Origin of the sequence: Bacteroides sp. MSK.20.82 (assembly GCF_019052485.1) — a bacterium.
Lineage (GTDB): Bacteria > Bacteroidota > Bacteroidia > Bacteroidales > Bacteroidaceae > Bacteroides > Bacteroides thetaiotaomicron.
The window spans coordinates 106,979-133,671 of record NZ_JAHQUN010000010.1 but is presented as its reverse complement, the minus strand read 5'-3'; the positions used below and the strand labels follow the sequence as shown (position 1 = coordinate 133,671).

General features: G+C 44.0%; 25 protein-coding genes. 10 read left to right on the top strand and 15 right to left on the bottom strand.

Annotated features, from left to right (window positions below; translation table 11 throughout):
* The first annotated feature begins 6 nt into the window (after nt 1-6).
* Nucleotides 7-3,378 (top strand): TonB-dependent receptor, encoded by a 3,372-nt coding sequence (locus tag KTR07_RS11715; RefSeq protein ID WP_181981945.1) that lies wholly within the window; start codon nt 7-9, stop codon nt 3,376-3,378.
* Between the two features lie 18 nt (nt 3,379-3,396).
* Nucleotides 3,397-5,040 carry a SusD/RagB family nutrient-binding outer membrane lipoprotein gene (locus tag KTR07_RS11710; protein ID WP_070750549.1) on the top strand — a complete coding sequence of 548 codons (1,644 nt, stop codon included), beginning with the start codon at nt 3,397-3,399 and terminating at the stop codon, nt 5,038-5,040.
* Nucleotides 5,041-5,879: 839 nt separating this feature from the next.
* On the opposite strand, the gene KTR07_RS11705 is transcribed toward KTR07_RS11710, so the two are convergent.
* Nucleotides 5,880-6,194, bottom strand: coding sequence for a hypothetical protein (locus KTR07_RS11705; protein WP_008763571.1), 315 nt, complete (start codon nt 6,192-6,194; stop codon nt 5,880-5,882).
* Between the two features lie 210 nt (nt 6,195-6,404).
* Between KTR07_RS11705 and KTR07_RS11700 the strand changes: the two genes are divergently transcribed.
* Together KTR07_RS11700 and KTR07_RS11695 are read left to right on the top strand one after the other, a co-directional pair.
* Nucleotides 6,405-6,848 (top strand): helix-turn-helix domain-containing protein, encoded by a 444-nt coding sequence (locus KTR07_RS11700; RefSeq protein ID WP_008765191.1) that lies wholly within the window; start codon nt 6,405-6,407, stop codon nt 6,846-6,848.
* Between the two features lie 29 nt (nt 6,849-6,877).
* Entirely contained in the window at nt 6,878-8,629 is a 1,752-nt protein-coding gene (locus KTR07_RS11695) for an ATP-binding protein (protein WP_070750551.1), read from the top strand.
* A gap of 309 nt (nt 8,630-8,938) precedes the next feature.
* On the opposite strand, the gene buk is transcribed toward KTR07_RS11695, so the two are convergent.
* Nucleotides 8,939-10,000 (bottom strand): butyrate kinase, encoded by a 1,062-nt coding sequence (gene buk / locus KTR07_RS11690; protein WP_008763573.1) that lies wholly within the window; start codon nt 9,998-10,000, stop codon nt 8,939-8,941.
* 30 nt (nt 10,001-10,030) lie between these two features.
* Entirely contained in the window at nt 10,031-10,975 is a 945-nt protein-coding gene (locus KTR07_RS11685; RefSeq protein ID WP_070750552.1) for a phosphate acyltransferase, read from the bottom strand.
* A gap of 179 nt (nt 10,976-11,154) precedes the next feature.
* Between KTR07_RS11685 and KTR07_RS11680 the strand changes: the two genes are divergently transcribed.
* The 4 genes from KTR07_RS11680 to KTR07_RS11665 all read left to right on the top strand — a co-directional run bounded on the left by KTR07_RS11680 (nt 11,155) and on the right by KTR07_RS11665 (nt 14,403).
* Nucleotides 11,155-11,961: a glycoside hydrolase family 16 protein gene (locus tag KTR07_RS11680; RefSeq protein WP_070750553.1), complete on the top strand. Its 807-nt coding sequence runs from the start codon at nt 11,155-11,157 to the stop codon at nt 11,959-11,961.
* Nucleotides 11,962-11,971: 10 nt separating this feature from the next.
* Nucleotides 11,972-12,880 carry an LD-carboxypeptidase gene (locus KTR07_RS11675; protein ID WP_070750554.1) on the top strand — a complete coding sequence of 303 codons (909 nt, stop codon included), beginning with the start codon at nt 11,972-11,974 and terminating at the stop codon, nt 12,878-12,880.
* Nucleotides 12,881-12,951: 71 nt separating this feature from the next.
* Nucleotides 12,952-13,947: a M28 family peptidase gene (locus KTR07_RS11670; protein ID WP_070750555.1), complete on the top strand. Its 996-nt coding sequence runs from the start codon at nt 12,952-12,954 to the stop codon at nt 13,945-13,947.
* Between the two features lie 30 nt (nt 13,948-13,977).
* A complete protein-coding gene (locus tag KTR07_RS11665; protein WP_008763578.1) occupies nt 13,978-14,403 on the top strand; it encodes a SufE family protein in 426 nt (141 codons plus the stop codon).
* A 51-nt stretch (nt 14,404-14,454) separates the two neighbouring features.
* Here KTR07_RS11665 and KTR07_RS11660 read toward each other — a convergent pair whose 3' ends face one another.
* From KTR07_RS11660 to KTR07_RS11630, 7 genes are all read right to left on the bottom strand, one after another.
* Nucleotides 14,455-14,679 (bottom strand): helix-turn-helix transcriptional regulator, encoded by a 225-nt coding sequence (locus tag KTR07_RS11660; protein WP_008763579.1) that lies wholly within the window; start codon nt 14,677-14,679, stop codon nt 14,455-14,457.
* A 22-nt stretch (nt 14,680-14,701) separates the two neighbouring features.
* Nucleotides 14,702-15,358, bottom strand: a complete 657-nt coding sequence (locus KTR07_RS11655) for a DUF2975 domain-containing protein (protein WP_008763580.1) — start codon at nt 15,356-15,358, stop codon at nt 14,702-14,704.
* 12 nt (nt 15,359-15,370) lie between these two features.
* Nucleotides 15,371-16,174, bottom strand: coding sequence for a CPBP family intramembrane glutamic endopeptidase (locus KTR07_RS11650; protein WP_113748120.1), 804 nt, complete (start codon nt 16,172-16,174; stop codon nt 15,371-15,373).
* Between the two features lie 364 nt (nt 16,175-16,538).
* Nucleotides 16,539-17,501: a bifunctional riboflavin kinase/FAD synthetase gene (locus tag KTR07_RS11645; RefSeq protein WP_117981410.1), complete on the bottom strand. Its 963-nt coding sequence runs from the start codon at nt 17,499-17,501 to the stop codon at nt 16,539-16,541.
* Nucleotides 17,502-17,511: 10 nt separating this feature from the next.
* A complete protein-coding gene (locus KTR07_RS11640; protein ID WP_008763583.1) occupies nt 17,512-18,135 on the bottom strand; it encodes an HAD family phosphatase in 624 nt (207 codons plus the stop codon).
* A 7-nt stretch (nt 18,136-18,142) separates the two neighbouring features.
* Nucleotides 18,143-20,833, bottom strand: coding sequence for a calcium-translocating P-type ATPase, PMCA-type (locus tag KTR07_RS11635; RefSeq protein WP_062695751.1), 2,691 nt, complete (start codon nt 20,831-20,833; stop codon nt 18,143-18,145).
* A gap of 86 nt (nt 20,834-20,919) precedes the next feature.
* A complete protein-coding gene (locus tag KTR07_RS11630) occupies nt 20,920-22,095 on the bottom strand; it encodes a cell wall metabolism sensor histidine kinase WalK (protein WP_011108344.1) in 1,176 nt (391 codons plus the stop codon).
* A gap of 221 nt (nt 22,096-22,316) precedes the next feature.
* Between KTR07_RS11630 and rd the strand changes: the two genes are divergently transcribed.
* On the top strand, nt 22,317-22,481 hold the full coding sequence (rd, locus tag KTR07_RS11625; protein ID WP_008763586.1) for a rubredoxin: 165 nt from the start codon (nt 22,317-22,319) through the stop codon (nt 22,479-22,481).
* A 103-nt stretch (nt 22,482-22,584) separates the two neighbouring features.
* Here the strand turns inward: rd and KTR07_RS11620 are convergent, their stop codons facing one another.
* A complete protein-coding gene (locus KTR07_RS11620; RefSeq protein WP_008765180.1) occupies nt 22,585-23,067 on the bottom strand; it encodes an HU family DNA-binding protein in 483 nt (160 codons plus the stop codon).
* A gap of 336 nt (nt 23,068-23,403) precedes the next feature.
* Between KTR07_RS11620 and KTR07_RS11615 the strand changes: the two genes are divergently transcribed.
* Nucleotides 23,404-23,790, top strand: a complete 387-nt coding sequence (locus KTR07_RS11615; RefSeq protein WP_008765179.1) for a hypothetical protein — start codon at nt 23,404-23,406, stop codon at nt 23,788-23,790.
* Between the two features lie 105 nt (nt 23,791-23,895).
* On the opposite strand, the gene KTR07_RS11610 is transcribed toward KTR07_RS11615, so the two are convergent.
* The 4 genes from KTR07_RS11610 to KTR07_RS11595 all read right to left on the bottom strand — a co-directional run bounded on the left by KTR07_RS11610 (nt 23,896) and on the right by KTR07_RS11595 (nt 26,692).
* Nucleotides 23,896-24,384 carry a hypothetical protein gene (locus KTR07_RS11610; RefSeq protein ID WP_008765178.1) on the bottom strand — a complete coding sequence of 163 codons (489 nt, stop codon included), beginning with the start codon at nt 24,382-24,384 and terminating at the stop codon, nt 23,896-23,898.
* A 55-nt stretch (nt 24,385-24,439) separates the two neighbouring features.
* Nucleotides 24,440-24,775: a hypothetical protein gene (locus tag KTR07_RS11605; protein ID WP_008765177.1), complete on the bottom strand. Its 336-nt coding sequence runs from the start codon at nt 24,773-24,775 to the stop codon at nt 24,440-24,442.
* A gap of 179 nt (nt 24,776-24,954) precedes the next feature.
* On the bottom strand, nt 24,955-25,563 hold the full coding sequence (locus KTR07_RS11600; protein ID WP_008765176.1) for a DsbA family protein: 609 nt from the start codon (nt 25,561-25,563) through the stop codon (nt 24,955-24,957).
* Nucleotides 25,564-25,789: 226 nt separating this feature from the next.
* Nucleotides 25,790-26,692 (bottom strand): BT_3044 domain-containing protein, encoded by a 903-nt coding sequence (locus KTR07_RS11595; RefSeq protein ID WP_008765175.1) that lies wholly within the window; start codon nt 26,690-26,692, stop codon nt 25,790-25,792.
* Nucleotide 26,693: the final 1 nt, after the last annotated feature.

Genomic DNA, 26,693 nt, shown 5'->3' with positions numbered 1-26,693 from the left:
AAAGATATGAGAAAAATTTCTTTGAAAGGGCTTTTTTGCCCAAAAAGTTTAGAATCTAAGCAAATAATACTGACTATGAAGATCACATTATTCCTTCTTCTGTTCGTAACATTCCAGGCTTATTGTGAGAATGGATACTCTCAGAGTGCTAAAATAAGCATTCCGCGTTCGACTCTGAAAGTAAGCGAATTGCTTACCCAGATTGAGTCTCAGACCGACTATTTGTTTGTCTACAATAAAAAAAGTGTCGATACCAAGCGGGTAGTTAATGTAGATGCTACCAATCAGCCGGTATCCGAAATACTCGATAAGGCTTTTGAAGGAACAGGTATCCATTATGTGGTGGAAGGCAATAATATCGTGCTGACCAAGAACATAACGGAACATGCATCCACACAGCAACAGAAACAAATTACGGTGAAAGGTGTCGTGACCGACATGAGAGGCGAGCCTATCATTGGCGCCAGTGTCGTGGAAAAAGGTACGACGAATGGTACAATCACCGATTTGGACGGTAACTTTACTTTGAAAGTGCCAAGCGACGCTATCATTAATATCACCTATGTAGGTTACCAACCGCAGAGCCTCTCTGTCAGCGGACAAACCACTTTCAAGATCAAGATGGAAGAAGAGTCGATGGCACTGGAGCAGGTAGTGGTAACTGCTATGGGTATCAAGAAAAAAGCCGCCTCGCTGACTTATTCTACCCAACAGCTCGGAGGTGACGAACTGACCCGTGCCAAAGACCCCAACATGATTGCCGCCCTTGCCGGAAAATCGGCAGGTGTGCAGATCAGCAAGAGTGCTTCCGGTCTGGGAGGTTCGGCCAAAGTATCTATCCGTGGTATCCGTTCGGCCAACGAAGACGGAAATAACCAGCCGTTGTATGTGATTGACGGTGTGCCTATGCTCAATAGCACCACAGAATCCGTATCTACTGTTATGGGTGGTAAGAATGACGGTGTCAACCGTGACGCGGGTGACGGTATCTCCAATCTGAATCCGGATGATATTGAAAGCATGAGTATTCTGAAAGGTGCCTCTGCTGCTGCATTGTACGGTTCGCAGGCAGCCAACGGTGTGATTCTTATTACGACTAAAAAAGGTAAAGCGGGAGTTCAGAGAATTACTTACTCATCCGGTCTGACGGTTGATCATGCGATCAGTTTGCCGGAATTTCAAAATAGTTATGGAGCGAAAGCCGGTTCAAGCTGGGGAGAAAAGGAAAATGTGAAGGACTATGATAATGCCGGAAACTGGTTCAGCAATGGAGTGACCGCTATCAACTCGGTTTCTGTGATGACCGGTAATGAGAAATTGCAGACTTACTTCTCTTATGCCAACACGACCGCCAAAGGTATTGTCGACTCCAACAAGTTGCGTAAGCACAATCTGACTTTGCGTGAGAGTGCTTCCCTTTTCAATGACCGTCTGAAACTGGACGCCAATGCTAACCTGATGGTGCAGACTATTAAAAACTCTCCTACTTCCGGAGGTATCTACCTTAATCCGTTGGTGGACGTTTATGGTTTCCCGCGCGGACAGGACCTGAGCGAATATGCCACTAATTTCGAAAAGTTCGACGAGAATCGTAATATGCCCGTACAGAGCTGGTTTACCACTCCGAGCGAATGGACACAAAACCCATATTGGGTAAAGAACCGTATCTTGAACAACAATAAGCGCTACCGTGCATTGGCCTCCCTGACTGCCAATCTGAAAGCAACCGACTGGCTCAACCTGCAAGCTCGTGGGAATGTGGATTACGTCAGCGATAAGTTTTACCAGAAAATGTATGCGAGCACTTCTCCTGCCATTGTAGGAAATAACGGCCGCTATGTGTATGCCGACACACAGAACTTCCTGATTTATGGTGACGTGATGGCTATGTTCAACAAGCATTTCGGTGATTTCTCTGTGAATGCCGCTTTGGGTGGTAGTATTAATGTGCAGACCGAGAATTCATTGACATTGGATTCCAAGACAGCTTCTTTGTACAAACCCAACTTGTTCACTGTTCCCAATATTGTAATGAACACCAGTGCTTCTGCCGAGCAGGTGATTGACCGCAGACGTACGATTCAATCCGTATTCGCAACAGCACAGGTAGGATGGAAAGACGCATTGTTCCTCGACTTGACAGCACGTAATGACTGGTCGTCCACGTTGTCACATACCAATAGTGTGGACAAAGGATTCTTCTATCCTTCTGTAGGACTCTCCTGGGTGATCAACGAAAGCTTTAAATTACCGCAATGGATTTCTTTCGGAAAGATTCGCGGATCATGGGCGCAGGTAGGTAACGACTTACCGATTGGTATTACCGATTTGTCCGATATCATCGGGGCCGGAGGAAAGTTGCAGGCAGTAGACGTATATAACAGAGGTGACCTGAAACCGGAAATCAGTAACTCTATTGAATTTGGTCTGGAATGGAGACTGTTCAACAGCCGTGTTGATTTTGATTTTACTTACTACAAGACAGATACTAAGAATCAGTTGCTGAAAGTTCCGACCAGTGCGGGTGAAGATTATGCATACCGTTATATCAATGCAGGTAAGATTCGCAACAAAGGATTTGAAATCACATTGGGAGCTACTCCGGTGCTGACCGAAGATTTCCGTTGGAAAACGACTTTCAATTATTCACAAAACCGTAATAAGGTAGTCGAACTGGCTCCGAATTATACTTCCTTCGTATATGGTGACCCGGGTTTCTCTATGGCATATATGATGCAGATTAAAGAAGGCGGCTCTTTGGGAGACATCTATGGAAATACGTTCGCACGTGACGAACAAGGTAAGATTAAGGTATCCGATGAAGGCAAACCTATTTCAGAGTCAGGTAATAAAACATATCTGGGAAATTGCAATCCGGACTTCCTGTTGAGTTGGGCTAATACCTTCACTTATAAAGGTTTCTCTCTGTATTTCCTGATCGATATGCGCAAAGGCGGTGATGTCATGTCTCTGACACAAGCTACATTGGACGGCAGAGGCGTAACGAAGGCTACGGCTGAAGCACGTGACAGAGGTTATGTGGAAGTTGACGGAACAAGATTTGAGAATGTAGAAGGTTTCTATTCAGTAGTAGGTGACCGTAACGGTATCTCCGAGCGTTATATGTACAGTGCGACCAATATTCGTTTACGCGAATTATCTCTGAGCTATTCGTTCCCGTCTACTTTGCTGGCCAAGACTAAGGTATTCACCGGTATCGATGTATCATTGGTGGGACGTAACCTGTTCTTCTTCTACAAAGATGCTCCTTTCGATCCGGATGCTATCTTGTCTGTAGGTAACACTAATCAGGGAGTTGATGTATTCGGTATGCCGACAACCCGTAACATTGGTTTCAACGTTAAATTTACATTCTAACTTTAAAGCAAGCGAATTATGAAAAAAAATCTATATATAGCGAATCTGTTAGTAGCCGGACTGATGACATTTACCGGATGTACGGATGGTTTTGAATCAGATAATGCCAATAAAGCCGGATATACGCCTGAACTTCAGGAATATGATCTTCAGAAATATGTGCTGAACCTCGGAGTCATGCAACAGGGTATTTACTTCAACTACGATTGGGGAAAAGGTACCGACTGGACTTTCCAGACTATACAGAATCTGGGTCATGATATGTTTGCCGGATATTTTCACGATATGAACAACAGTTTCAATGACAAGAACTCTGTATATGCTTTGAATGACGGCTGGACAGGCTCGGCATGGACATATACTTATGGATATATAATGACCGCCGCTCAGAAATCGGAGAAGATCAATCAGGAACAGAAAGGTTTGCTGGGAGTGACCAAAATCCTGAAAGTCGAGTTGATGCACCGTATAGCTGATACTTATGGCCCTATTGTCTACACTAAATTCGGACAGGAAGAGGGTGATAATGTCGATAGTCAGGAAGCCGCTTACCGTCAGTTCTTCAAAGATTTGGACGAAGGAGTCAAACTGATCAACGAATATAAGAAAGCCAATGCCGCTCTCGAACCTTTTGCTGCTGCCGATATTCTGATGCCCGCAGGCAAACGTACACTGTCACAGTGGATGAAGTTTGCAAACTCTCTCCGCTTGCGGCTTGCAATCCGTGTATCGATGAGTGCCCCTGATCTGGCGAGAGCAGAAGTTGCCAAAGCGATGGATGCAACTGCCGGTGGCGTGTTGGAGAGTGCGGATGAAACAGTTGCCGTTTCTACCGAAAGCGGTTATAAGAATCCGCTGGGCACAGTCAATGAAGGCTGGGGAGAAGTATTCATGGGTGCTACGATGGAGTCTGTTTTGGTAGGATATAATGATCCGCGACTGATTAAGTATTACTCGAAAGCGGAAGGTGGTGATATAAAAGACGAAAAGGGTAATTTGATTATTGCCGAAAGAAATAAGATTGCCGGTACTTATAAAGGTGTTCCCCAAGGAACAGGAGTTACTGTAAAAGACGAGAACCGTTACCGTCTGCATTCCAAGAGTACGATTACCAAACAGACCGATGCTATCTTGATGACTGCTGCCGAAGTATGGTTCCTTCGTGCTGAGGCTGCCTTGCGTGGATTTACTTCCGAAAATGTGAAAGACTGCTACGAGAAAGGTATTACGGTTTCCTGTCAGCAATGGGGAGTGAATGTAGGCGATTATCTCACAAGTGATGCTACTCCTTCCGATTATGTCGATGCCTTCGAAGCAAAATATGATGTGAAAGCGCTGATTAAAGTGACTCCGAAGTGGGATGGAGGTGCTTCTCCGGAAGAGCAACTGGAAAGAATCCTTACACAGAAGTGGATTGCTTGTTATCCTGAAGGCTATGAAGCTTGGACAGAACAACGCCGTACAGGTTATCCGCAGTTGTTCAAAGTCTTTGTGAACAATAGTGGTGGAGCTATCGATACCAACATACGTATTCGTCGCTTGCCATATCCGTCAGACATTCAAAAAAACAATCCTACTCAATATTCTGCTTTGAAGAAAGCTTTGGGAGGTGAAGATAACGGTGGAACTCGCCTTTGGTGGGATACTGGTAGAAATTTCTAGAGGTTTATAAATATTAGGTGTAACTTTTTTTAATTCAAACTTGTTTTCTCCGTGTATTAGGCAAAAAGTAGAGGAGAAAGATTGTGGGGGAGTGAAGTCAAGGGGGGCTTCGCTCCTCTTTTCTTTAATAAGTTTTTATGGGAGTTATAGAAAAAGCATTATAGTCATGGTTATATTCTTCAGTTTATTATTTTCTCCCATCATCAGATTCTTGAAAACTGCAAAGGAATGAACTAAACAGTAATACACAATAGTAACTCCATTCTCCTCCTTCAGGAAGGAGGAGTGGTCGAAGACCGAGGTGGTAGGAAAAATAATGTTTATACCTATTTCTTTGTAAATGACAGGATTATGTATTCACCTACCACCTCCCCCTACGGGTACTCCTCCTTCCCGAAGGAGGAGAATTGAAGATAGAACCGACTATCATTTAGCTCAAAACCGTGCGGAAATGAGCTATACAGTTTGGACATGAACATAAACTCTATAACATTACCGATAGAACTCTATGTGGTTAGATCTCAATGACTTATAGTTTCCTGTCATTTCTTGTAATGGAAACTGTCGTTTCCCAATGAGGGAACGGGCGTTCCTTTTAATGGAAACGATCGTTCCTTTTAAAGGGAACTGGCGTTTCCTCCGAGGAAACCAACGCTTGCCCCGTATGATACTGATACTTGAATTATATGGACTAACAATTTAGCGTATAACTGATTCGAATATGAAGCTTTCCGCTGTTTGGAGTTGATGTCTTTATTTTAAAAGGGACGACCCCTTCCTTATGAAAAAGAAAGAGGCCGTGGGGATAAAAAAAGACTGGTGGGGTATTTATATATAGATTAGGATTTATTGTTTTTGCTTAGATGTTGGGTGAATATCTCTTCTGACTGATATTCTTCTGCTATCTGTTTTATTCTTTCATCAGTTTGATCTAATATGTAATTTAGTTCTGTTTCGTCGAAACAATCTCCTAAGTGTATGGGAGTATGTAGTAAATCTGAATTCTGATTTGTTTCTGTTGCTAATTGTTGTCTATGAACTGTGACTTCAATTTCTCCCTTTTCATCTGTAGTGAAAAGTAAGTTGTATTTTTCTATCAGGGCAATGAATTCTTTTAAGAACTTGTATTCTGTTTCGGTCAATACTTTTATCATATTTGTTCGTTTGGTGTTTATTTTATACTTGGCAAAGTTCTAATTTCTTTTTGAACTTTAGAATGAAAGTAATATGATTTTTATTCCATTTGCTAAGTTGGAATATTCCTTTTATTCATATTACCACATCTATTCGTTTTTTTCGTATATTTGCTTCGAACGAAACTTTTCATTTGTATATTTGTTGGATTTTAAAAAGAAAAAAGAATCATGGAAGCAGAAGAATTAACTGTTGGGAGAGTTCATCATGGACATAACATACGTCGTTTTCGTATAGAAAAGAATATGAATCAGGAGGTTTTAAGCCAATTAGTACATTTGTCACAATCAGCAGTATCTAAATATGAGCAGATGAGAGTGATTGATGATGAAATGTTACACCGCTTTTCACGGGCATTGGGAGTCCCTTTCGAGTATCTGAAGAGTTTGGAAGAGGATGCGCAGACGGTGGTGTTTGAAAATAATACGGTGAATAATAATGATCAGGCTTCTGCTAATATTGGTGGCTATGTGGAGGAAAATAATAGAGTGAATAATTATAATCCTATCGAAAAAATCACTGAACTCTACGAACGTCTGCTGAAAGAAAAGGATGAAAAGTACGCAGCACTGGAACGTCGTTTGCAAAATATAGAGCAGAGCTTGCAGAAATAAAGAACAAATATAATGAAAGGAATCGTGATATGATGAAACAAATACCCTATGGATTGACGGACTTTGCCCGAATTCAAAAGGACAATTATTACTATGTAGATAAGACCATGTTCATCGAGAGAATCGAGATGCAACCGGCTTATCTTTTTCTGATTCGTCCTCGTCGGTTTGGAAAGAGCTTGACTTTGGCTATGTTGGAGGCTTATTACGATGTAGTATATGCTAATGACTTTGATGAGCTATTCGGGCATCTTTATATAGGTCAACATCCAACCCCGAAGCATAATTGTTATCTCATTATGCGGTTCAACTTTTCGGAAGTAAGTTCTAATGTCAATGAAGTAGAGCGATCATTTAAATTGCATTGCTGTAGTAAGCTTAGGGATTTTGTGTTCAAATATGAAGATCTTTTGGGAAAAGAAATTTGGGATGTTCTCGATGAAGAGATACAGCAAGATCCGGGTGCTTTTTTATCAGCTATCAATTCTTATGCTTCCCGTAAAGGAAATCTCCCTATTTATCTCCTTATTGATGAATATGATAATTTTACGAATACGATTCTTTCGACCTATGGTACAGAGTATTATCAAAAGGCGACTCATGGTGAAGGCTTTGTTCGTGGATTCTTTAATGTGATAAAGGCTGCTACCACCGGTACGGGGTCCGCTCTTCAGCGTATGTTTATCACAGGAGTGAGTCCTGTCACGATGGATGACGTCACCAGTGGTTTTAATATCGGAACCAATATTACGACTGATCCTTGGTTTAATGATTTAGTAGGTTTCAGTGAAGCGGAACTGCGTGAAATGCTTACTTATTATAAAGAACAGGGAGTGCTCATGCAAACGGTAGATGAGACAATTGTCATGATGAAACCCAACTATGACAATTACTGCTTTAGTGAGGAAAAATTGGCCCAATGTATGTTCAACTCGGATATGGCGCTTTATTTTATGAAATCTTTTGTTCTTCATCATGTAAAGCCTAAAGAAATAGTTGACCCCAACATTCGTACTGACTTTAATAAATTAGCTTACTTGATTCGACTTGACCACGGATTGGGGGAGAACTTCTCTGTTATTAAAGAAATAGCCGAGCAGGGAGAAATAACTACGGACATTGCTACACACTTTTCCGCATTGGAAATGACGGATGTACGCAATTTCAAGTCTTTGTTATTCTATTTCGGACTTCTTTCTATTAAAGGAGTCGATATGGTGGGAAGACCCATTCTGCATGTCCCGAATCTGGTGGTCAGAGAACAGCTTTTTAGCTTTTTGATCCGAGGATATATCAAACATGATATTTTCAAGATTGATATGAACCGGATGACGATGTTATTTGAGAACATGGCTTTCAGAGGAGACTGGAAACCGTTGTTTAATTTTATAGCAGAGGCTATCCGTGAGCAAAGCCGTATTCGCGAATATATAGAGGGCGAAGCACATATTAAAGGCTTTTTGTTGGCTTATTTAGGTATGTACCGTTATTATCAACTGTATCCGGAATACGAACTGAATAAAGGTTTTGCCGACTTCCTTTTCAAACCTAGTCCGTCGGTTCCTGTAATGCCGCCATTAACTTATCTGCTCGAAGTGAAGTATGCAAAGGCTGGCACTTCGGAGAAAGAAATAAGGGCACTTGCCGATGAGGCGCGGGAGCAGTTACTTCGTTACAGTCAGGATGAATTGGTAGCGGAGGCTAAAGCGAAAGGCGGACTAAAACTAATTACGATAGTGTGGTGTAGTTGGGAACTTGTGCTACTGGAAGAAGTACTTTAGATTCCTACTGCCTTTATCCCCTTCAAGTAGTTCCAGCATTAGTTTCAAGCGAATGAAACTTTCAGTGAGAGCAAACGTTTGCTCTCACTCTGCTACCACAGTTGCTCCCATTGCTGTAACCCTCATGAATAAAGGGATATAGATAAACTGTTAGAGCATGAGAGCAAAACTGCTATCAAATCACTGTGGAGGCTATATAATGTATCTGCCCGAATCATTTATACTGTACACGAAGAAACAGTAACAATTGAGGTGATTGCCGTGCGGAGCTAAGAGCCTTACAGGTAAAAATAGGAATGGCTAAGTTAGTTATTTATAGATTTGTACAGGAAGTTCCCCTCTTAATGCCCCTAAAGCATTAAATGCTAATGACTCCATTTCCCCTTCACCGGGATAGACATGTATAGGGGCTAAGAAAGAGATTCTTTTCTTCAGTCTTGAAATGATATAGTCCGAGTAAGCAATACCTCCTGTCAGCAGAATGGCATCTACTTTCCCGTAGAGTACGGTGGCGGCTCCGCCAATGGCTTTCGCAACATTATATATCATGGCATCCAGTATCAGTTCAGCTTTTTTGTCACCTTCTTCTATGGCTTTGATAATGGCGGGAACATCGGTAGTGCCCAGATGGGCCGTCAGTCCGGCACGTCCGGAGATACGCTTCTTTAATTCATCTTTCGTGAACTGTCCGCTATAACAAATATCGATCAACTGACCGGCAGGAAGGGTGCCAGCCCTTTCCGGCGAGAAAGGCCCTTCGCCGTCTAAAGCATTATTGGCGTCAATGGCTTTGCCATGCTGATGAACGGCTATAGAGATACCGCCACCTAAGTGACAGATTATCAAGTCCAGTTCTTCATATTTCGTTCCCTGCTCTTTTGCGAAGCGGCGGGCGATTGCTTTCTGATTCAAGGCGTGCCAGATGGTGATCTTAGGCATCAGCGGAGAACCCGAAATACGCGCTACATCTTCCAGTTCATCCACCACTCCCGGGTCTGCGATGAAAGCCGGGCAATCAGGAAGGGAAGCGGCCAGTTCGGCTGCAATCAGTCCACCTAAGTTGCAGGCATGGGTACGCATGGCGTGCAAAGTATCTTGCTTCATGGCTTCGTTGACTGCGTAGACTCCTCCCGGAATGGGTTTGACGAGGCCGCCGCGTCCGATGACAGCATCGAATGCAAAGGGTATTCCATTTGCCTCTAATTCCTGAAGAACCAGATTCTTACGAAATTCAAACTGGTCTATCACCTGCGGATAAACGGATAATTCTTCGACCGTATGCTTGATGTTACGGACGAGCAACGGAGTTTCGTTCTCGTAGACTGCTATCTTCGTAGAAGTGGAGCCGGGGTTGATGACCAGAATCTTCATATCTTTGGAGTTATAAGGTTTGAATTATGATTAACGGTTCAGGTTGAGCTTCTCTCTGCATTCGCAGCCGGCCACTTGCAGGCAGGCCATTGCGATGCTGTAATATTTCGATAAGCCGGAATCACTGCGGGAAGGGAGCACTACCGGGCAGATAGGTCCTTGCAACAATCCCGCCATATCCGCGTTGGCAAACAGGGAGACGGACTTGTAGAACGTATTTCCCGATTCTATATTGGGGAAAATCAGCACATCCGCCTGTCCGTTGATAGGCGAAACAATTCCTTTGATGTCCCCGCTTGCCTGCTCACAGGCAGTGCGTACATCCAGCGGACCGTCGATGATTACATTTCCGAACTCTCCCGCTTCGGCAAGCTCTACGATATTTACATAATCCAGCGAATGCGGGAATTTGGCACTTACTTTCTCGGTGCAGTGTATCAGTGCGATGCGAGGCTGCTCGATACCGAAATGGCGGCAAGTGCAGATGGCATACCAGATCATTTCAATGCGTTGTTGCAGCGTGGGGCGTGGAATCACTGCGGCATCGGAGAAGAACAGCAGTTTATGGTAAGTCGGAATCTCCATCACTGCCAAGTGCGTGAGGATTTTTCCTTTGGGGAGCAGTCCTTTCTCTTTGTCGAGGATGGCGCGTAGCAGATTGTCCGTGTTGATGATACCTTTCATTAAAATATCCGCTTCCCCTTCACGCACGATGCGGACAGCTTCGCGTGCCGCTTCGTCCGAATCTTCGATGTGAATGGTCTTCACATAGTCGGGATATTGCTTCAAGGCAGGATATTTTTCCAGAATAGCCGAATCCCCGATCATGAGAAACTCGGCAATTCCTTCTTCCAAAGCACGGGTAATAGCGTATTCTGTATTGGGATCATTGGCGCAGACTACGGCAATTCGCTTCCTGCGATTCTGTTCTTTAAGATGGGCTGTTAGCTGGGCAAAGTTCTGAATAGGTTCCATAACGTTAGATTTTTAGCAAATATCAGAAAAATCATTGAGAAAATAATACTTGAAACCCGAAAACTTGCGCCTGTTATGTAACATTTTGTTATATTTCAGTTGTTTTAATGTGTAGGTATACACCGAACCGTTTTTTCCTGTATTTTTGCAAATGAATCCCCCTTAAACTTTAAAACAAAATGAAGCAGTTCAGAAATCTATTATTTATTAGCACATTACTCCTTTGTTGGGTACTCGTTTCCTGCAAAACGACAAGAGCTTCTTCCTCCGGCTGGTCGCTGGTATGGGAAGAGAATTTTAATCAGAAGAAAGGCTTTGACCCGCAGGTCTGGAGCAAGATTCCGCGAGGGAGGTCCGACTGGAATAATTATATGACGGACTTTGATTCCTGCTTTGCCATGCGCAAAGGCAAGCTGGTGTTAAGAGGCATTGCCAATCAGACGCTGCCCAATGATACGGCACCTTATCTGACAGGAGGCGTTTATACCAAAGGTAAAAAGGCATTCCTTGACGGACGTATCGAAATATGCGCCAAACTGAATGCCGCAAAAGGAGCATGGCCGGCTATCTGGCTGCTGCCCGAAAATGCCAAATGGCCGTCGGGAGGCGAAATAGATGTGATGGAGCGTCTGAATGACGACTCTATCGCTTATCAGACAGTTCACTCTCATTATACGTACACTTTGGGCATCAAGGATCATCCCAAGTCACACTCCACAGGAGTCATCCACCCCGATCGCTATAACGTTTTCGCTGTAGAAATGTATCCGGACAGTCTATCGTTCTATGTCAACGACATACATACGTTTACTTATCCCCGCATACAGACGCAGAAGGAAGGACAATTCCCGTTCGACCAGCCGTTTTATCTGCTGATCGATATGCAGTTGGGCGGTTCGTGGGTCGGAGCAGTCGATCCCAAAGACCTTCCGGTAGAAATGGAAGTGGACTGGGTGCGTTTTTATCAGCGAAAGTCACTCAAATAAAACATTAAATATGAATATTCAACTTCCTTCTTTTTTACAGAAAGGTGACAAAGTAGTGATTGTGTCACCTTCCAGCAAGATAGACAAAGAGTTTCTGAAACGTGCGAAGAAACGGCTTGAATCATGGGGATTGAAAGTCTCTGTGGGGAAATATGCCGGTGGTTCTTCCGGACGTTATGCCGGAACGATCCGGCAACGTCTGCAAGACTTGCAGAGTGCGATGGATGATCCGAAAGTGAAAGCTATTCTTTGTAGCAGAGGAGGATACGGGGCCGTGCATCTGGTGGACAAGATTGACTTCACCGCCTTTCGTGAACATCCGAAGTGGTTGCTGGGATTCAGCGACATCACTGCCTTGCATAATTTATTTCAGAAGAATGGATATGCCTCCCTGCATTCGCTGATGGCGCGTCATCTGACCGTGGAACCGGAGGAAGACCCTTGCGTGGCCTATCTGAAAGATATTCTCTTCGGCAATCTGCCCGTTTATACTTGCGAAAAGCATAAGCTGAACAGGCAAGGTATGGCCGAAGGTATCCTGCGTGGCGGAAATATGGCGGTAGCTTACGGGCTGCGCGGCACTCCTTATGATATTCCTGCCGAAGGAACTATCCTGTTTCTCGAAGATGTCAGTGAACGTCCTCATGCGATTGAGCGCATGATGTACAATCTGAAACTGGGCGGTGTGCTTGAAAAACTCTCCGGACTCATTATCGGTCAATTTACCGAGTATGAAGAAGACTGTTCGTTGGGTAAGGAGCTATATCCCGCTCTGGCCGATTTGGTGAAAGAATATGACTATCCGGTTTGTTTTAATTTTCCGGTAGGGCATGTGACGCATAATTTGCCGCTTATCAATGGCGCGAAAGTGGAATTGACTGTTGGAAAGAAAAATGTGGAGTTAAAGTTTATTTGTTAATAATCCATTCTATCTGAACGATACTGTGGTGAAAATGACTAATTTTGAGGCTTCATATAGATAAAAGGACGATGAAAAAGAAATCTATGATAGTATTGACGAGTGCCTTTGTATTATTATCTGCTTTTTCTTGTGGAGGAGGCAGCAAGGCAACTGGTACGAATGAACAAAGTGAAAAAGTGGTGGTAAATGTACCTCAGTTTGATGCGGACAGTGCCTATTTGTATGTAAAGAATCAGGTAGATTTTGGTCCCCGTGTCCCCAATACGAAGGAGCACGTAGCTTGTGGCAATTATCTGGTCGGAAAGCTGGAGGCTTTCGGTGCGAAGGTAACGAATCAGTATGCCGATCTGATTGCCTATGACGGCACACTGTTGAAGGCGCGGAACATCATCGGCTCTTACAAGCCGGAAAGTAAGAAGAGAATAGCGTTGTTTGCACATTGGGATACCCGTCCGTGGGCGGATAATGATGCTGACGAAAAGAATCACCATACCCCTATTCTGGGAGCCAACGACGGAGCAAGCGGAGTGGGAGCTTTGCTGGAAATCGCCCGGTTGGTCAATCAGCAACAGCCGGAACTGGGCATTGATATCATCTTTCTGGATGCGGAAGACTACGGAACTCCTCAATTCTACGAGGGAAAGCACAAGGAAGAGGCTTGGTGTCTCGGCTCGCAGTATTGGTCACGCAATCCTCATGTGCAAGGGTATAATGCCCGTTTTGGTATCTTGCTCGATATGGTGGGTGGTGAGAACAGCGTATTTCTGAAAGAAGGATATTCCGAAGAGTTTGCTCCGGATATCAACAAGAAAGTATGGAAAGCGGCTAAAAAAGCAGGTTATGGGAAAACCTTCATCGATGAGAGAGGCGATACCATCACCGACGACCATCTGTTTATTAACCGTCTGGCTCGTATCAAGACAATCGATATTATTCCCAATGATCCGGAAACAGGCTTCCCTCCGACTTGGCATACCATTCATGATAATATGGACCATATCGACAAGAATACGCTGAAAGCCGTCGGACAGACAGTGCTGGAAGTGATTTATAATGAAAAGTAAATAGTTAACTAGTAAACCGTAAATAACTTCATGTCAATTAATGAATTACAAGACGAAGTGATTGCTGAATTCAGCGACTTCGATGACTGGATGGACCGCTACCAGCTGCTCATTGACTTAGGTAATGAACAGGAACCGCTCGATGAAAAGTATAAGACCGAACAGAATCTGATCGAAGGCTGTCAGAGCCGTGTATGGCTTCAGGCGGACGATGTGGATGGAAAAATCGTGTTTAATGCGGAAAGTGACGCTTTGATTGTGAAAGGAATCATTGCTTTATTGATCAAAGTCCTTTCGGGGCATACACCCGATGAAATACTGAATGCTGATCTTTATTTTATCGATAAGATAGGTTTGAGAGATCATTTGTCTCCTACCCGTAGCAATGGATTGCTGTCGATGGTAAAGCAGATACGTATGTATGCGCTGGCATTTAAGGCAAAAGAAGGGAAATAAAGATAAAAAGGTAATATAGAATGAACGGTGGATATCCTGCGGACCAGGTATCTACCGTTCATTTTCTTTTTCCTCCTCCTGATATTCCAGTATATCTGCCGGCTGGCAGTCCAGTACTTTGCAGATAGCCTCCAGCGTAGAGAAACGGATTGCCTTAGCTTTTCCGGTTTTTAATATAGAAAGGTTGGCGGGGGTGATATCTATTTTCTCCGCCAGCTCGCCCAGAGATATTTTTCTGCGCGCCATCATGATGTCAAGGTTTACTATAATTGCCATAATTTTATTTTCTCGGTTTGGGTTAAATGGTCAGTTCCTGTTCTTCTTTCATTTTCAGTCCGATAGCGAATGTTTCGGCTACAATCAGGCAGCCGAGTCCCAATAATAAATCAGTCGTCTGTAGCGCCAGGGGAGCGATGATATAATGTTCAAGCGCGAATACTTCTTTCAGTCCCCAGTAGTTGACGACCTGCGGAATCAGGTAAAACACGAAGGACATAATCAGCAGACTACCCAGCCAGCGCAGGCGGCGGACATTCTTCCATTCGAATATCTGCGATTTGTTGATGCTCAGAATCAGCATGACAAAGATAATAAGTGCGGAGATGGTGAGCAGTGCATTCATCAGCGAACAGGAACTGCTGATAATCAGGTAACTGTAATTCACTTCTTTTCCGGTGCGTACCGCCATTTGCGTATACATGACGGGCACTTTCTCATTGTTTTGGGCATTGATGATCGTATCCGGTTTGATCATGGCGATCGTAGGTACGACATCCACAAAACGGAAATCGCCTGCAAGCATAGGTCTGTCACATGCTTTCGATTCCTTGTGCTGTTCTTTGGCCAGACTCATTCCGGCTTTCATTCCTGTTCCGAACTGGTATCCTGTGGTATACAGAGAAAGTCCCAGAACAATGAATACCAATATGCTGAGAATATTCAAACGTCTTTTCATCGCTGTTATTTTTTAGTCCGTGATATTTGTTTCTTCTTTCCAGGGATAATGGACGGTCGTACGACGCATCGCCCAGATAACTCCTGCCAGTATCAAAACTGCTACAAAAATAGCAATTAGATAGGAGGTAGTGTCCATCAGATCGCTCATATTTTCAGCTTCCGGATATTTCGTGCTGAGAAATACGGATAACGAATTATTCAGTATATGCATCAGTATGCAGGGGATGAGGCTGGCAGTCTTGTAATACGTCCATGCAAACAGGATACCGATCAGGAATGCCGGAAGTATCTGGGCAGGATTGATATGGAAAACACCGAATAAAAGGGCTGAAAGCAGAATTGCCTTTGTCGGGCTGTACTGCTGTAGCAATGCTTTGGTGATGGCTCCGCGAAATAGCAGTTCTTCGAGTACGGGACCTATGACGGCTATGGCGAGAATGCCTCCCCAGCCGGACTGGAGGATATCGAAGGATTGTTCCATGATGTTGGGAATCCACTTCATCAGTTCTGCCAATGCGGATACAACGAAGCCACAGGTGAGGACAGCCAATGCACTGAAGAACAGATACGAGGACGAAACGGGCGACCAGGTTATTTTTTTTGTGCTGATGTATCCGGCTTTCCATAAATAGATACCCATCATCAGCTGACCGGCCAGTTGCGCCGGAATCATAAGCATGGTGATAAGCGCGTCTTTGTCTAAGTTTCCGGTAGTGGCTACCAGATAAATCACACAGGGGATCATGACTAAAATGGGAGCAATGATCTGTGCGATGAGCAGATTCAGTAATATCAGTTTAATAGCAGTTCTCATATTCGTTTTATTCTTAGTATTCTTGGATAGGATACAAAGATAATCGTTTGTTATTTACTGGCAATGAAGCTGCACAGAAACATGGCTATCATTGAGATGGATACTACCAGCATCGATATACTCATTAATGACTTTTTCATAAAGTGTTATTTTTTAATAGATGATTAAATAGGAAATGTTTGTTTATCGATGATTATTTATCGTTTATCGATATGCAAATGTAGAGGTAAGTTTTGAGTTGGCAAAGGAAAAAGAGATTTTATTTATCGAAAAACAATAAAAAAGATATGTTTTTCGATATTATCGGACTCGTTTCAGCCGAAAAGAGGCTTATTAATGTGGTCAATTTAGAGAAAAAGGGGGATCATTTCTCCTGTTTGGCGGCGAGGAGAATGGCTTCAGTTTCTTCCGCATCCTTGTGAAGCTGTGCGATTAGTTCGTCGATACTATCGTATTTTAGTTCGGGGCGTGTCCGCTTCACGAAAGTAAGCCGGATAAATTTGTCGTAAATGTCGGAGTGGAAGTGAAGGATATTCACTTCGATTGTGCGGTTGGGACCATTGCCGATGGTAGGGCGGATACCTATATTCAGCATTCCCATATAGGTCTTCCCGTCGAATGTGACCCATACGGCATAGACTCCGTCTGCAGGAATCAGTTTGTCGGGATCATCCACGCTTAAATTGGCAGTCGGAAAACCGATCTTCCGGCCTACCTGATAGCCGCCTACTACCGTTCCGTCCAGAAAGTATTCATAGCCCAGACAGCGGGCAGCTACGTCTACATCTCCCTGATGCAGCAACTTGCGGATTAAAGAAGAACTGACCGGAGCACTTTGGATGGTATCTATCTGTATATCATCTGTGTAAGCCTGTGCACGGATGACCTCAATGCCGATTGCCTGCCCGTAGCGTACATAATCGTCAAACCCTTCGCTGCGGTTGTGACCGAAACGGTGATCGTATCCTATCACCAGATACTTTACCTGAAAACGTTCTTTCAGTATTTGAGTCATGAATTCTTTGGCGGTCAGACGGGAGATGTCGGGTGTAAAATCGAGCATCAGGCAATAATCTACTCCCGTGCCTGCGAGCAGGTTTGTTTTTTCTTCGGGAGTAGTTAAAAGTTCCGGATGGTAAGCGGCGTTCATCACTTTGCGCGGATGAACGGGGAATGTGACTAATGCAGAACGCAGACCTTTGGCTGCCGCTATCTCCTTCACCTGTTGAATCAGATAGCGATGTCCCATGTGTACTCCGTCGAAGAAACCGATGGTAGCTACGCATGGTTCGGGAATCATAGCCGATGTGTCATTTATAATCTGCATACTTACACTCTCATTTTTTTCTGAAAAGATGGCTCCAGTCTTCACCGGCTTTCGGTGTGTAGGTCGAGATACCCAGTTCCTGAGCTACTTTACAGTTAATTTCGGAATCGTCAATAAAAAAAGTCTCTTTCGGGTCAATACCCGCATCTTCGGTCACCGCCTTGAATATTTCCGGTTCGGGCTTGGCCATTTTCATTTCATAAGAGAGATACGTCTTCTCAAAATAGTCCTCTACTTTGAACGTACGGTAGGGGAAGGCATTCTTGCATACCCATTTCCAGTGGATGTCATTGGTGTTGCTGAGCAGATAGACTACGTATTTCTCGCGTAGTTTGAGCAGCAAGTCGAGCTTGTAGGTCGGGATGTCTACCAGAAAGCTGTTCCAGGCTGCGTCGATCTGCTTGTCGCTTACCATCTTTCCCATCATCTCCCGAATGCCGTCACGGAATTCGGCAGGAGTGATCAGTCCTTTCTCCTGCTGCAAAAATATTCCGTCCAGCTGGTGGGTGCAGAACTTTTCTTCTATGTTCTGGAACCCGATCTTTTTAAAGTTCTCAATACAACGTTCGCGGTCGAGATTTATCAGTACACCGCCTAAATCAATAAGTAAGTTTTTAATTCCTTTACTTTTCATTATTTTCTCATTTGTGAATACTACGTTGAACAAGGCGAATAAGTTCTCCAACCCATAACACCGTGGACGAAACGCCTATAATCAGAAGCCACGTCTGCCAGTCGAGCGGCTCTGTGCGGAATACAGCTCCACCGAACTGTACGATCAGAAATTGTCCGACCAGAATGGCCAGAACGATCAACTCCATGCCATACGATTTGGAAAGTCCCTTGAATGCCGAGTCGGTAGTGCCGAATACACGGGCATTGAACAGGTTCCAGAATTGCAGCATGACAAAGAAAGTGAAGAAAATGGTGAGGTTATGTACATCCATACCTTGTGCGCTGTGGTCGAAATAATAAATCATTCCGAGCAATACGGCGAGGAAGATCGTACCTACACCTAATATATTGTTACGCATCGCTTTGCTGATGATAAAGTCAGTGCTGCGGCGCGGCTTTTCCTGCATGACGGTTTCGCTGGGAGGGATGGAAGCGAGGGCCAAAGCGGCAAAAGTATCCATGATCAGGTTCACCCACAGCATTTGTGTCACTGTCAGCGGAAGTTCCGTTCCGATCATCGATCCCAATAACACGATCAGCAAGGCTACAAAGTTGATTGTCAGCTGGAATACGATGAAACGCTGGATATTCTTATAAAGAGAACGTCCCCACATGACAGCGGTGCCGATGCTGTTGAACGAGTCGTCGAGCAGCGTGATGTCACTGGCTTCTTTGGCTACGGACGTACCTGTACCCATTGACAAACCAACTTGGGCATGATTCAGGGCGGGTGCATCGTTCGTACCGTCTCCGGTTACGGCGACTACGGCTCCTTTTTGTTGAAGCAACTGCACAAGACGTTGTTTGTCCGTCGGGCGGGCGCGAGACATGATTTTGAGGTCCATCACACGGTCCAGCGCCTCTTCATCACTCAGTTCGGCAAAGGCAACACCGGTGATACGATTCCGGTCGGTATCTGTTTCCGGTTGCCACAGTCCGATCTGACGGGCAATTTCCGTCGCAGTTCCCGGTGTGTCACCGGTAACGATCTTGATACCGATACCAGCCGACTGGCATTTGGCCACGGCGGCGGGTACATCCGGACGAATCGGGTCTGAGATGGCTACGACTCCTAAGAAATTAAGGTCGTTGGCAGACACCAGTTCCGTACAGTCATTCGGTTCGTTTTCTCCTACTATTTTGAAGGCAAAGCCGAGTGTGCGCATTGCCATATTCTGATAATTCAGTAACTGAGCTTCTACTGTCGAACGATATTCGACGGCATCTACCCGTCGGCCGTCCAGCACGACTTCCTTACATTTGCCAAGCACGATTTCGGGTGCTCCTTTTATATAAAGTACTTTCTTTCCGATGATCGGAGACTCGACGAGAGTCGCCATAAATTTACGTTCGGTCGAGAAGGTGAGCTGGTCGAGGATGCGGGCGTGTTCACGGAGTTCGAGATAATTTCTTCCCTGACTGTTGAGCCATAATAACAGGGCGACTTCCGTAGGGTTACCGACACCTTTCGGTTTTTCGCCCGTTGCCGCTTCTTCGAGGAAAGCGGTTGAGTTGGCGCTGATCCCTTCTGCGACGAGAGCGCTGATATCATCATCGCCCAGGTTGCCGCCATTCTTGATTCCGTAGAAGTTGGGTTCGTGTACCTGCATCAGGTTTTGAGTCAGTGTACCCGTTTTGTCCGTACAGATCACGGTGATAGCTCCCATCGTTTCGCAGGCGTGCATCTTTCGTACCAGATTGTTGGTCGAGAGCATACGGCGCATATTCAAGGCCAGGCTGAGCGTTACGCTCATGGGCAACCCTTCGGGGACGGCTACTACAATCAAAGTAACAGCCATCATGAAATATTTGAGGGTCCGTTCGAAAACCGGAAGCCACTCGTGCCAGCCGTTCAGCGAACCGAAATCAAAGAACAACAGTACATCTTTTACAAAGAAGATAAGGAAGGCAAGTCCGGCAACGGTAAAACCGATTTTACCGATCAGGTTTGCGAGCTTGGTCAACTGTATATTCAGAGGGGTCGGTTCCAGATTTTCTTCGGTGCTTTGGCGTGCTACCTTGCCGATTTCTGTGGCATCTCCCACGTGCAGTACGCGCATGGTGCCGTGTCCGTCCACCACTGTCGTTCCGCGCATCACTAAGTTGGAGGCATAGGTTGCTTCTTCGTCAAAGTCCGCTTCGATTACAGTCTTGTTGATTACCGGTTCTCCGGTCAGGTTGGATTCGTTCACTTGCAGGGAGATCGCTTCCAGCAGTTGGCCGTCGGCAGGAATCTCTTCGCCTGTTTCCAGTATGATAATATCGTCTACAACGACGTCTTTACGTGGGATTTCCTGTACGTGTCCGTTGCGAATCACTTTTACGAGTGTTTCTTCATTGACGGCATTCAGTAAGTCGAATTTTTTATTGGCATCATATTCGAAAAAGAAGCCGATGCCTGTGGCCAACAAGATGGCTGCTATGATTCCGATAGTTTCGGCATATTCATTTTCGATGATGGAAATGATCAGTGAAAATACGGCGGCTACCAACAATACCCGCACAACCGGATCTTCAAACTTTTCGAGATAGAGCTTCCATAAGGAAGGACGCTTGGGGGGTGTTAACAGATTGACACCGTTCTTTTCTCTGCTTTGTAGGACTTCGTCATCCGTAAGGCCTACATGATAATAATCGTCTTTTTTTGTAGTACTCATGCAAATACATGCGTTTGATTAGGACCGCAAAAATACAACATAAAATTGTGATAAAATGTTTAATTAAAACTTTTTATGAAGTTACTTTATTCGGGACGTCCGCAAGTACGATAGGGAATGGTAAACCAGAACGTTGATCCCTTGCCTTCTACGGAGTCTGCGCCGATTTGCCCCTCCAATTTGTTTACGATGGTTTTAGAGATGGAAAGTCCCAGCCCCGTTCCTTTCTTGTCTTTGTTCAGTTTCACAAAGCGGCCGAAAACTTCCGGTAGTTTGTCGGCAGGGATTCCGGCTCCGGTGTCGGTGACATAAAAATAAAGTTCGGTATCTCTTGCCTCATAACCGATGCTGATCGTTCCCTCCTGCGTGAATTTAATGGCGTTGGTGGTAAAATTGGAGAGCACCTGCGCGACACGGTTCCGGTCGGTCTCTATGCTACAGGAGGGAAGGCTTGGTTCTGCTATTATTTGAATATTTCCTCCTGCATCGTTGACTTTCATTTGGAAAAGCTGTCGCAGGTCGGATAGTAACAGGTTGATATCTACCTTTGTATATACAAATTCCAGTGTGCCGGCTTCTATTTTCGACATATCCAGAATATCGTTTACCAGTTGCAGCAGCAGATCGGCATTCATTTTTATGATTTCCTGATATTGTGCCTTTTCTTCTTCCGTATTGGCGCTGGCAAGTATTTCTGCAAATCCCGTGATGGCGTTGAGAGGCGTGCGGATTTCGTGACTCATATTGGCGAGGAAGGTAGACTTCGAAAGGTCGGCATTTTCTGCTTTCTCCTTGGCAAGTGCCAGTTGCTTTTCTGCTTGTTTGAGTTGGGTGATATCGTGCACGGTGAGTACCATATTCTCTTCTTCGTTAAGGAGAAAATAGGAACCGGATATTACGGCGTCACATTCTACGGATTTCTTTTCGGAAGTAAGCACATTCAGAGTTGCATTAAGGTCTGTGAAGCCTCTTCTTTGTTCGAAAGCCTGACGGATGGCGCAACGTATGGGACAGGAACCGCAGTAAGCATGAGTACCGCAACCTCCTTCTGCCGATAATGCGTTGCGGCATTGCAATAAGTCGCCCACTCTCTTTTCTTCCAGACCTTTCTGAGTTCCGGTGAGTTGATAGTAGTTTGTTTTTAATACTTTGAAGTCATTATCTATTAATAAGATATAGGCATGGACATTTTTCAGAATGGCGCTGGCGATGTGGTTGGTATGTTCCAGTTTTCTGGACTCCCGGAATAGTCGCTTTTGCATCCGAAGACATTTTCTCCGTTCCAATAAGTAACTGAGGAGGAGAACTGCGCATAAAATTAGCAGAATAGAAAGCAATGCTATTAGCATGATGTAACTTGTTGGTTTTGTTCTACAAATATGTTGCAAAGATAACTTTTTTACTTGGGATAAGAAAGAAGTTTGAACAATTTGCATTTTATTTGCGTTATATTATTTAGTAAACCAATAAAAAAACGAACGTTATGAAAAAGTACATTTGCACAGTCTGTGAATACATTTACGACCCCGCACAAGGAGATCCCGAGAGCGGAATTGAACCGGGAACAGCATTTGAAGACATTCCGGATGATTGGACTTGTCCACTTTGCGGAGTCGGAAAAGAGGACTTTGAACCGTACGAAGGATAAAAAAATTAAGAGAGAGAAGAGATTATTAAAAAAATGACCGGAAAGCAGTGCTTCCGGTCATTTTTGCGTTTCAGCTCATGCAGAGCTTTTTTTGTTCCTGTTGTTATACTGTCGGGTCAGGTGCTTCCTCATCGCCGCCGTCACCACCGCCGTCGGGGTTGGGAGGAGTAGGAGTGTTTCCGTTGTCAACGATCTCGCTGCCGGTTACCAGTTTTTGAATACTTGCCTTTTTCAGCATATCCTTAAACTTGTATCTCGGAGTAAATACGATTTTCACCCGACGAATCGTGTCGGAATCCACTGCCGCTTCTGTCTCCTGGCTTTCGCTGCTGATGCCGGGACGGAATTGACCGAAATCACCCAGTTGTACGGAAATACCTTTGTTTAAGTTTATATTCAGCGTATCGATCAGTGCATCGAGTACAAACTTGACCGCTCCGCTGGGAACCATTCCCACTTTTGAAATCTCATCACACAAATCCTTGAAATTAACCGTATTGGTAATAAAATTCTGTGCTACATACTTTTCGGTTTTCTCTTTACCGAAACCAATCATTCTTTTTTTAACGACATACCTAAGTGCCATAATCTTTTTTGTTTTTTAATAGTTAGTAAATCTGTTTCTTTTGTTTTGTGATCACGATGCAAATGTATGTGTTTCCAAATGAACTGCCAAGCAAAAAACTCAAAGTGCGTTAATAAGTTTCTTCAACTAAAGAAATGGTCAGATGTTTTTTTGTTTTTCTCCTTTCATCTTTTTCCGATTGAAGATTGTCCTTTTCATATCATATCCATACCTTTGTAGATTCAAGAACCCAACGTGGCTCCGGTGACTCAGGAGCCGGGATGTCCGGAGAACGACCGGCTAGGCGATGGAAAGGGAATGAAGAATATGAATAAAGAATTAACGGATGTAGTATAAATGATGATTTCCTGTTTATTAAGAATACACAGTTTACGTTTTTTCGACGGAGGCTTGCATGAGGTTCCTGTGGAAGAAGTGATGACGGTTGCGCTTATTGCGATATTCATCTTTGTTCCGTGCCTGTGGCTTGTCCGGTATTTAAAAGATAAGAGGCTGGACTCGGACGAGAAAGACAAGTTTATACAAATACATATTATCTCGACCATTGTCCTGACTATTGCGGGCGGTGTTTTTGCACGGATGTCCGGACTTGTCAATAAATGGATAGACGAACAGCCGTTGATTATCGCTGTTTACATCGCTTTGGCGCTTAGTTCCTTCGGCATCATTGTCGGAAAAATGATCGACTTTTGGGTGTATTGTCTCCGAAAGAAGATGTTTTAAGTATCTGTATATAGATGCCTGTTGCCTCTGCCCGAAGAAGGTTGGAAACAGGCTTTGTCCGGTATTTATTGCTAAAGTATGGTTTTGAGGGTCGTTTCGATACCATCACAGGGCGACAATTGTCCCTATGATGGTAAGTGCCAAGTATGTACAGTTAATATAGAATGTTGCCATCAATATTCGGGGAATATATTCTGACTTTCTGAACAGGGATGAAGGTTCGTTGATTAATAAGGAGAGAAGGAGGAGTATGCTAAAAATGACCTGACACATCAGTAGCCATACGGGATATTCCGTAATGGAAGGTACAGCCCATGTTTGGAGCAGAGGAGTCATGTTTTGCAGAAGGAGATGGGCTGCAAAATAGCTCAAAAAGGAAACAGCTTCTTTTTTCTGCCGTAAGAGTGCATTTATGGTGTAAATCCCCATTCCTGCTTGCCCCAGCAATATAGAAATCTGGAAAAAATAGAATATCCAATATATTGCATTGGGGGTAATACCGTCGGTGGAAAAGTAATCATAGAAACAGAGTGAGGACACGCAGCTTATAGCAATCAGTCCTGCGCAGATAAATGAAATGATTCTTTTATTCATTGTTTTTATTTTAAAGCTAATGGGTTGTAGATAGCTGACCGTTAGGGCTGCTTATCTACTTGTTAGTAACTTTGTTTTGTTGTGAGTTATTGAGACGTTGAACTAACATTTCTCTGAACTCAACACTATTACATTCATTTATAAGTTCTTTGTATTTAATAAATTCTGTTTCCGGATACACAGACTCTATCAAATGTAACAATGTCCATTCTATCCCATATAAAGCAGTAGGTGGAAAGAGCTTGATTAAAATATGCGCTTCATCCAAAGTGATAGGCTTAGTTATCTTACCTAATAAGTCTGCATATTTATCAATCAATACATCTGTTGGTTCGTCTGTTTCATCGGGCATTGCACCCATTAAAGCTAATTGTTCAACTTCTTTTCTCATAATTCTATTGTTACTAACATTATACTAACAGCGGTCATTTAATATTCCGCTGTTATTTTCTCTAAGTGTACTGTTTAAAAGCCTTCCTATCCAATATACTTTTATAAATATTGGCTATCTATAAAACATATTCTCCTTATTCATCTAATGAGTTCAATTAGGGACATAAGCTATATGCATCAAATCATTTTCTTCGCATAAACCACCTGTTTTCCTGCTCCGTAGCGCATCAGTATCCCTTTTTCGATAAAAGCGTTCAGCTCTTTTAGTGCACGTTTTTTGTCGTGACCGGTCATATGGCAATAATCAGTGCGAGTCATGCAAGGATATTTTTCAAGGTGGGCGGTTATTAGTGCCAGACATTCCGCTTCGCTACGTCCGTTACCTTTGGGGCGGGTGAGGGATTCGGTACGTTCCAATCTCATGTCATACCCTACTTCCCGCTTGAATTGTTTGGTCGGTAGATAGTTGATGTTTTTTAGTTTGATTGATTGTGCACGCACATCTTTCTTGTGCATTACGGGTGGTCCTTGCAGCGATACGGAGAAATAGCCGATCTCGCCTAATTCTACAATCCAGCCGTTAGCCAGTAAATCTTTTAACTCATTTTGAAAAGACTGCATTGCTCCTGCCAGCAAACTACGGCTGATTCCCGTAAATTTGTGCACGCGGTCCAGAAATTCGTCCTGACCGATAGTCCCTTTGGGAACAATGCGGGGATGAAGGGGTTGTTTTTCTCCTGTCTGCTTGATATCGGGAGTCTCGTAAAGGTCATACTGTGCGCTCATAACTTAAGTTATTTTGTTGTGTTATTAATGTTTCCGTTCCTATAAACTAAGGAATCCGGCTTAAATATTAATTCGTTCTACTACAGTTCCCCGTGCGGACCACTATAGTGGGGCACAAGGGGAACTATAGTTCTTCTTTCGTGCCACTATAGTGGTACGAAAGAAGATTTGCATACAAAGTTATTAATATTAAAGAGAAAAGGGTTAACCTTATGAGGTTTTTGCGTTAATTATTTATTTCCAGCCGCAATTCCTCTTGCATCACCTTGCTTTTCCCATCCTTTGTATATCGGTACGACAGCAGAAATACATTATAAGTATGACCGAAAGATTCCTCTACCTTGAATGTATTGGGGTATTTGGAGTCACCGTCTATCTGAGTTACCTCAATATCCTTGTACGGCTTTATCGTGACATGATTGTTTTCCTCCACTTGCAGTATGATAGCGGTTTTGTTGATGTGATCCACATTGCTTTCAAAAGACTCCGTTCCGGCTATCATGCGTACGCTGTTGTGGGTGAGTGGAAACATCTTCTTGTTACCTGCGGTTGCCATCCCGTCTGCCAGACCGGTCATTGAATAGTAAACGTTTTCGCCCTGCGTTGCATAATCGTTCTTGATAAGTATTTGATATAGAATGGTGTTTTTGCTTTCATTAATCTCGACACCGGAGATATCCGTAGCTTTTAATCCTACGAAGTAGGTAGAATCCGGCGACAGTCCTTCGGGACGTATCTTGATCATGGTTCTGCCTGTCCGTTCGCCTGCATTGATCTGAATCTTGTAATCTACGATCTCGTATTTGTCACTGGACAGGAATTTGGCATAGCAGGCTTCATCGACGTCGTAAAGAGACCGATTGTAGAATTCCAGTGAAGTCAGGTCTTCTTCCAGCCCGATCACCATGTCTTGTTTCGGGGCATGGGTACCTCCGGTGCAGGCTGCGATATATCCTGTCGCCTCTTCTCCGGTAGGGGACAAGGTGACCACTTCTTCAAACGTGTTATAGTAGTCACTGCTGATCAGGGCCACTACATTCTTGTACATTTCTTTCTCAAACAGCGCATCGTCATTGCATGACGAAAGCGCTGTCATAAGTGCGAGTATCGTTATAAAATCTCGTTTCATT

What these genes read in the sequence shown, in the direction of transcription:
- KTR07_RS11620 (WP_008765180.1), bottom strand. Translation starts at nt 23,067, where the DNA reads ATGGCACTTAGGTATGTCGTTAAAAAAAGAATGATTGGTTTCGGTAAA.
- KTR07_RS11715 (WP_181981945.1), top strand. Translation starts at nt 7, where the DNA reads ATGAGAAAAATTTCTTTGAAAGGGCTTTTTTGCCCAAAAAGTTTAGAA.
- buk (WP_008763573.1), bottom strand. Translation starts at nt 10,000, where the DNA reads ATGAAGATTCTGGTCATCAACCCCGGCTCCACTTCTACGAAGATAGCA.
- KTR07_RS11595 (WP_008765175.1), bottom strand. Translation starts at nt 26,692, where the DNA reads ATGAAACGAGATTTTATAACGATACTCGCACTTATGACAGCGCTTTCG.
- KTR07_RS11635 (WP_062695751.1), bottom strand. Translation starts at nt 20,833, where the DNA reads ATGAGTACTACAAAAAAAGACGATTATTATCATGTAGGCCTTACGGAT.
- KTR07_RS11700 (WP_008765191.1), top strand. Translation starts at nt 6,405, where the DNA reads ATGGAAGCAGAAGAATTAACTGTTGGGAGAGTTCATCATGGACATAAC.
- KTR07_RS11605 (WP_008765177.1), bottom strand. Translation starts at nt 24,775, where the DNA reads ATGAGAAAAGAAGTTGAACAATTAGCTTTAATGGGTGCAATGCCCGAT.
- rd (WP_008763586.1), top strand. Translation starts at nt 22,317, where the DNA reads ATGAAAAAGTACATTTGCACAGTCTGTGAATACATTTACGACCCCGCA.
- KTR07_RS11670 (WP_070750555.1), top strand. Translation starts at nt 12,952, where the DNA reads ATGAAAAAGAAATCTATGATAGTATTGACGAGTGCCTTTGTATTATTA.
- KTR07_RS11680 (WP_070750553.1), top strand. Translation starts at nt 11,155, where the DNA reads ATGAAGCAGTTCAGAAATCTATTATTTATTAGCACATTACTCCTTTGT.
- KTR07_RS11685 (WP_070750552.1), bottom strand. Translation starts at nt 10,975, where the DNA reads ATGGAACCTATTCAGAACTTTGCCCAGCTAACAGCCCATCTTAAAGAA.
- KTR07_RS11645 (WP_117981410.1), bottom strand. Translation starts at nt 17,501, where the DNA reads ATGCAGATTATAAATGACACATCGGCTATGATTCCCGAACCATGCGTA.
- KTR07_RS11705 (WP_008763571.1), bottom strand. Translation starts at nt 6,194, where the DNA reads ATGATAAAAGTATTGACCGAAACAGAATACAAGTTCTTAAAAGAATTC.
- KTR07_RS11640 (WP_008763583.1), bottom strand. Translation starts at nt 18,135, where the DNA reads ATGAAAAGTAAAGGAATTAAAAACTTACTTATTGATTTAGGCGGTGTA.
- KTR07_RS11615 (WP_008765179.1), top strand. Translation starts at nt 23,404, where the DNA reads ATGATGATTTCCTGTTTATTAAGAATACACAGTTTACGTTTTTTCGAC.
- KTR07_RS11630 (WP_011108344.1), bottom strand. Translation starts at nt 22,095, where the DNA reads ATGCAAAAGCGACTATTCCGGGAGTCCAGAAAACTGGAACATACCAAC.
- KTR07_RS11655 (WP_008763580.1), bottom strand. Translation starts at nt 15,358, where the DNA reads ATGAAAAGACGTTTGAATATTCTCAGCATATTGGTATTCATTGTTCTG.
- KTR07_RS11675 (WP_070750554.1), top strand. Translation starts at nt 11,972, where the DNA reads ATGAATATTCAACTTCCTTCTTTTTTACAGAAAGGTGACAAAGTAGTG.
- KTR07_RS11665 (WP_008763578.1), top strand. Translation starts at nt 13,978, where the DNA reads ATGTCAATTAATGAATTACAAGACGAAGTGATTGCTGAATTCAGCGAC.
- KTR07_RS11600 (WP_008765176.1), bottom strand. Translation starts at nt 25,563, where the DNA reads ATGAGCGCACAGTATGACCTTTACGAGACTCCCGATATCAAGCAGACA.
- KTR07_RS11660 (WP_008763579.1), bottom strand. Translation starts at nt 14,679, where the DNA reads ATGGCAATTATAGTAAACCTTGACATCATGATGGCGCGCAGAAAAATA.
- KTR07_RS11650 (WP_113748120.1), bottom strand. Translation starts at nt 16,174, where the DNA reads ATGAGAACTGCTATTAAACTGATATTACTGAATCTGCTCATCGCACAG.
- KTR07_RS11710 (WP_070750549.1), top strand. Translation starts at nt 3,397, where the DNA reads ATGAAAAAAAATCTATATATAGCGAATCTGTTAGTAGCCGGACTGATG.
- KTR07_RS11695 (WP_070750551.1), top strand. Translation starts at nt 6,878, where the DNA reads ATGATGAAACAAATACCCTATGGATTGACGGACTTTGCCCGAATTCAA.
- KTR07_RS11610 (WP_008765178.1), bottom strand. Translation starts at nt 24,384, where the DNA reads ATGAATAAAAGAATCATTTCATTTATCTGCGCAGGACTGATTGCTATA.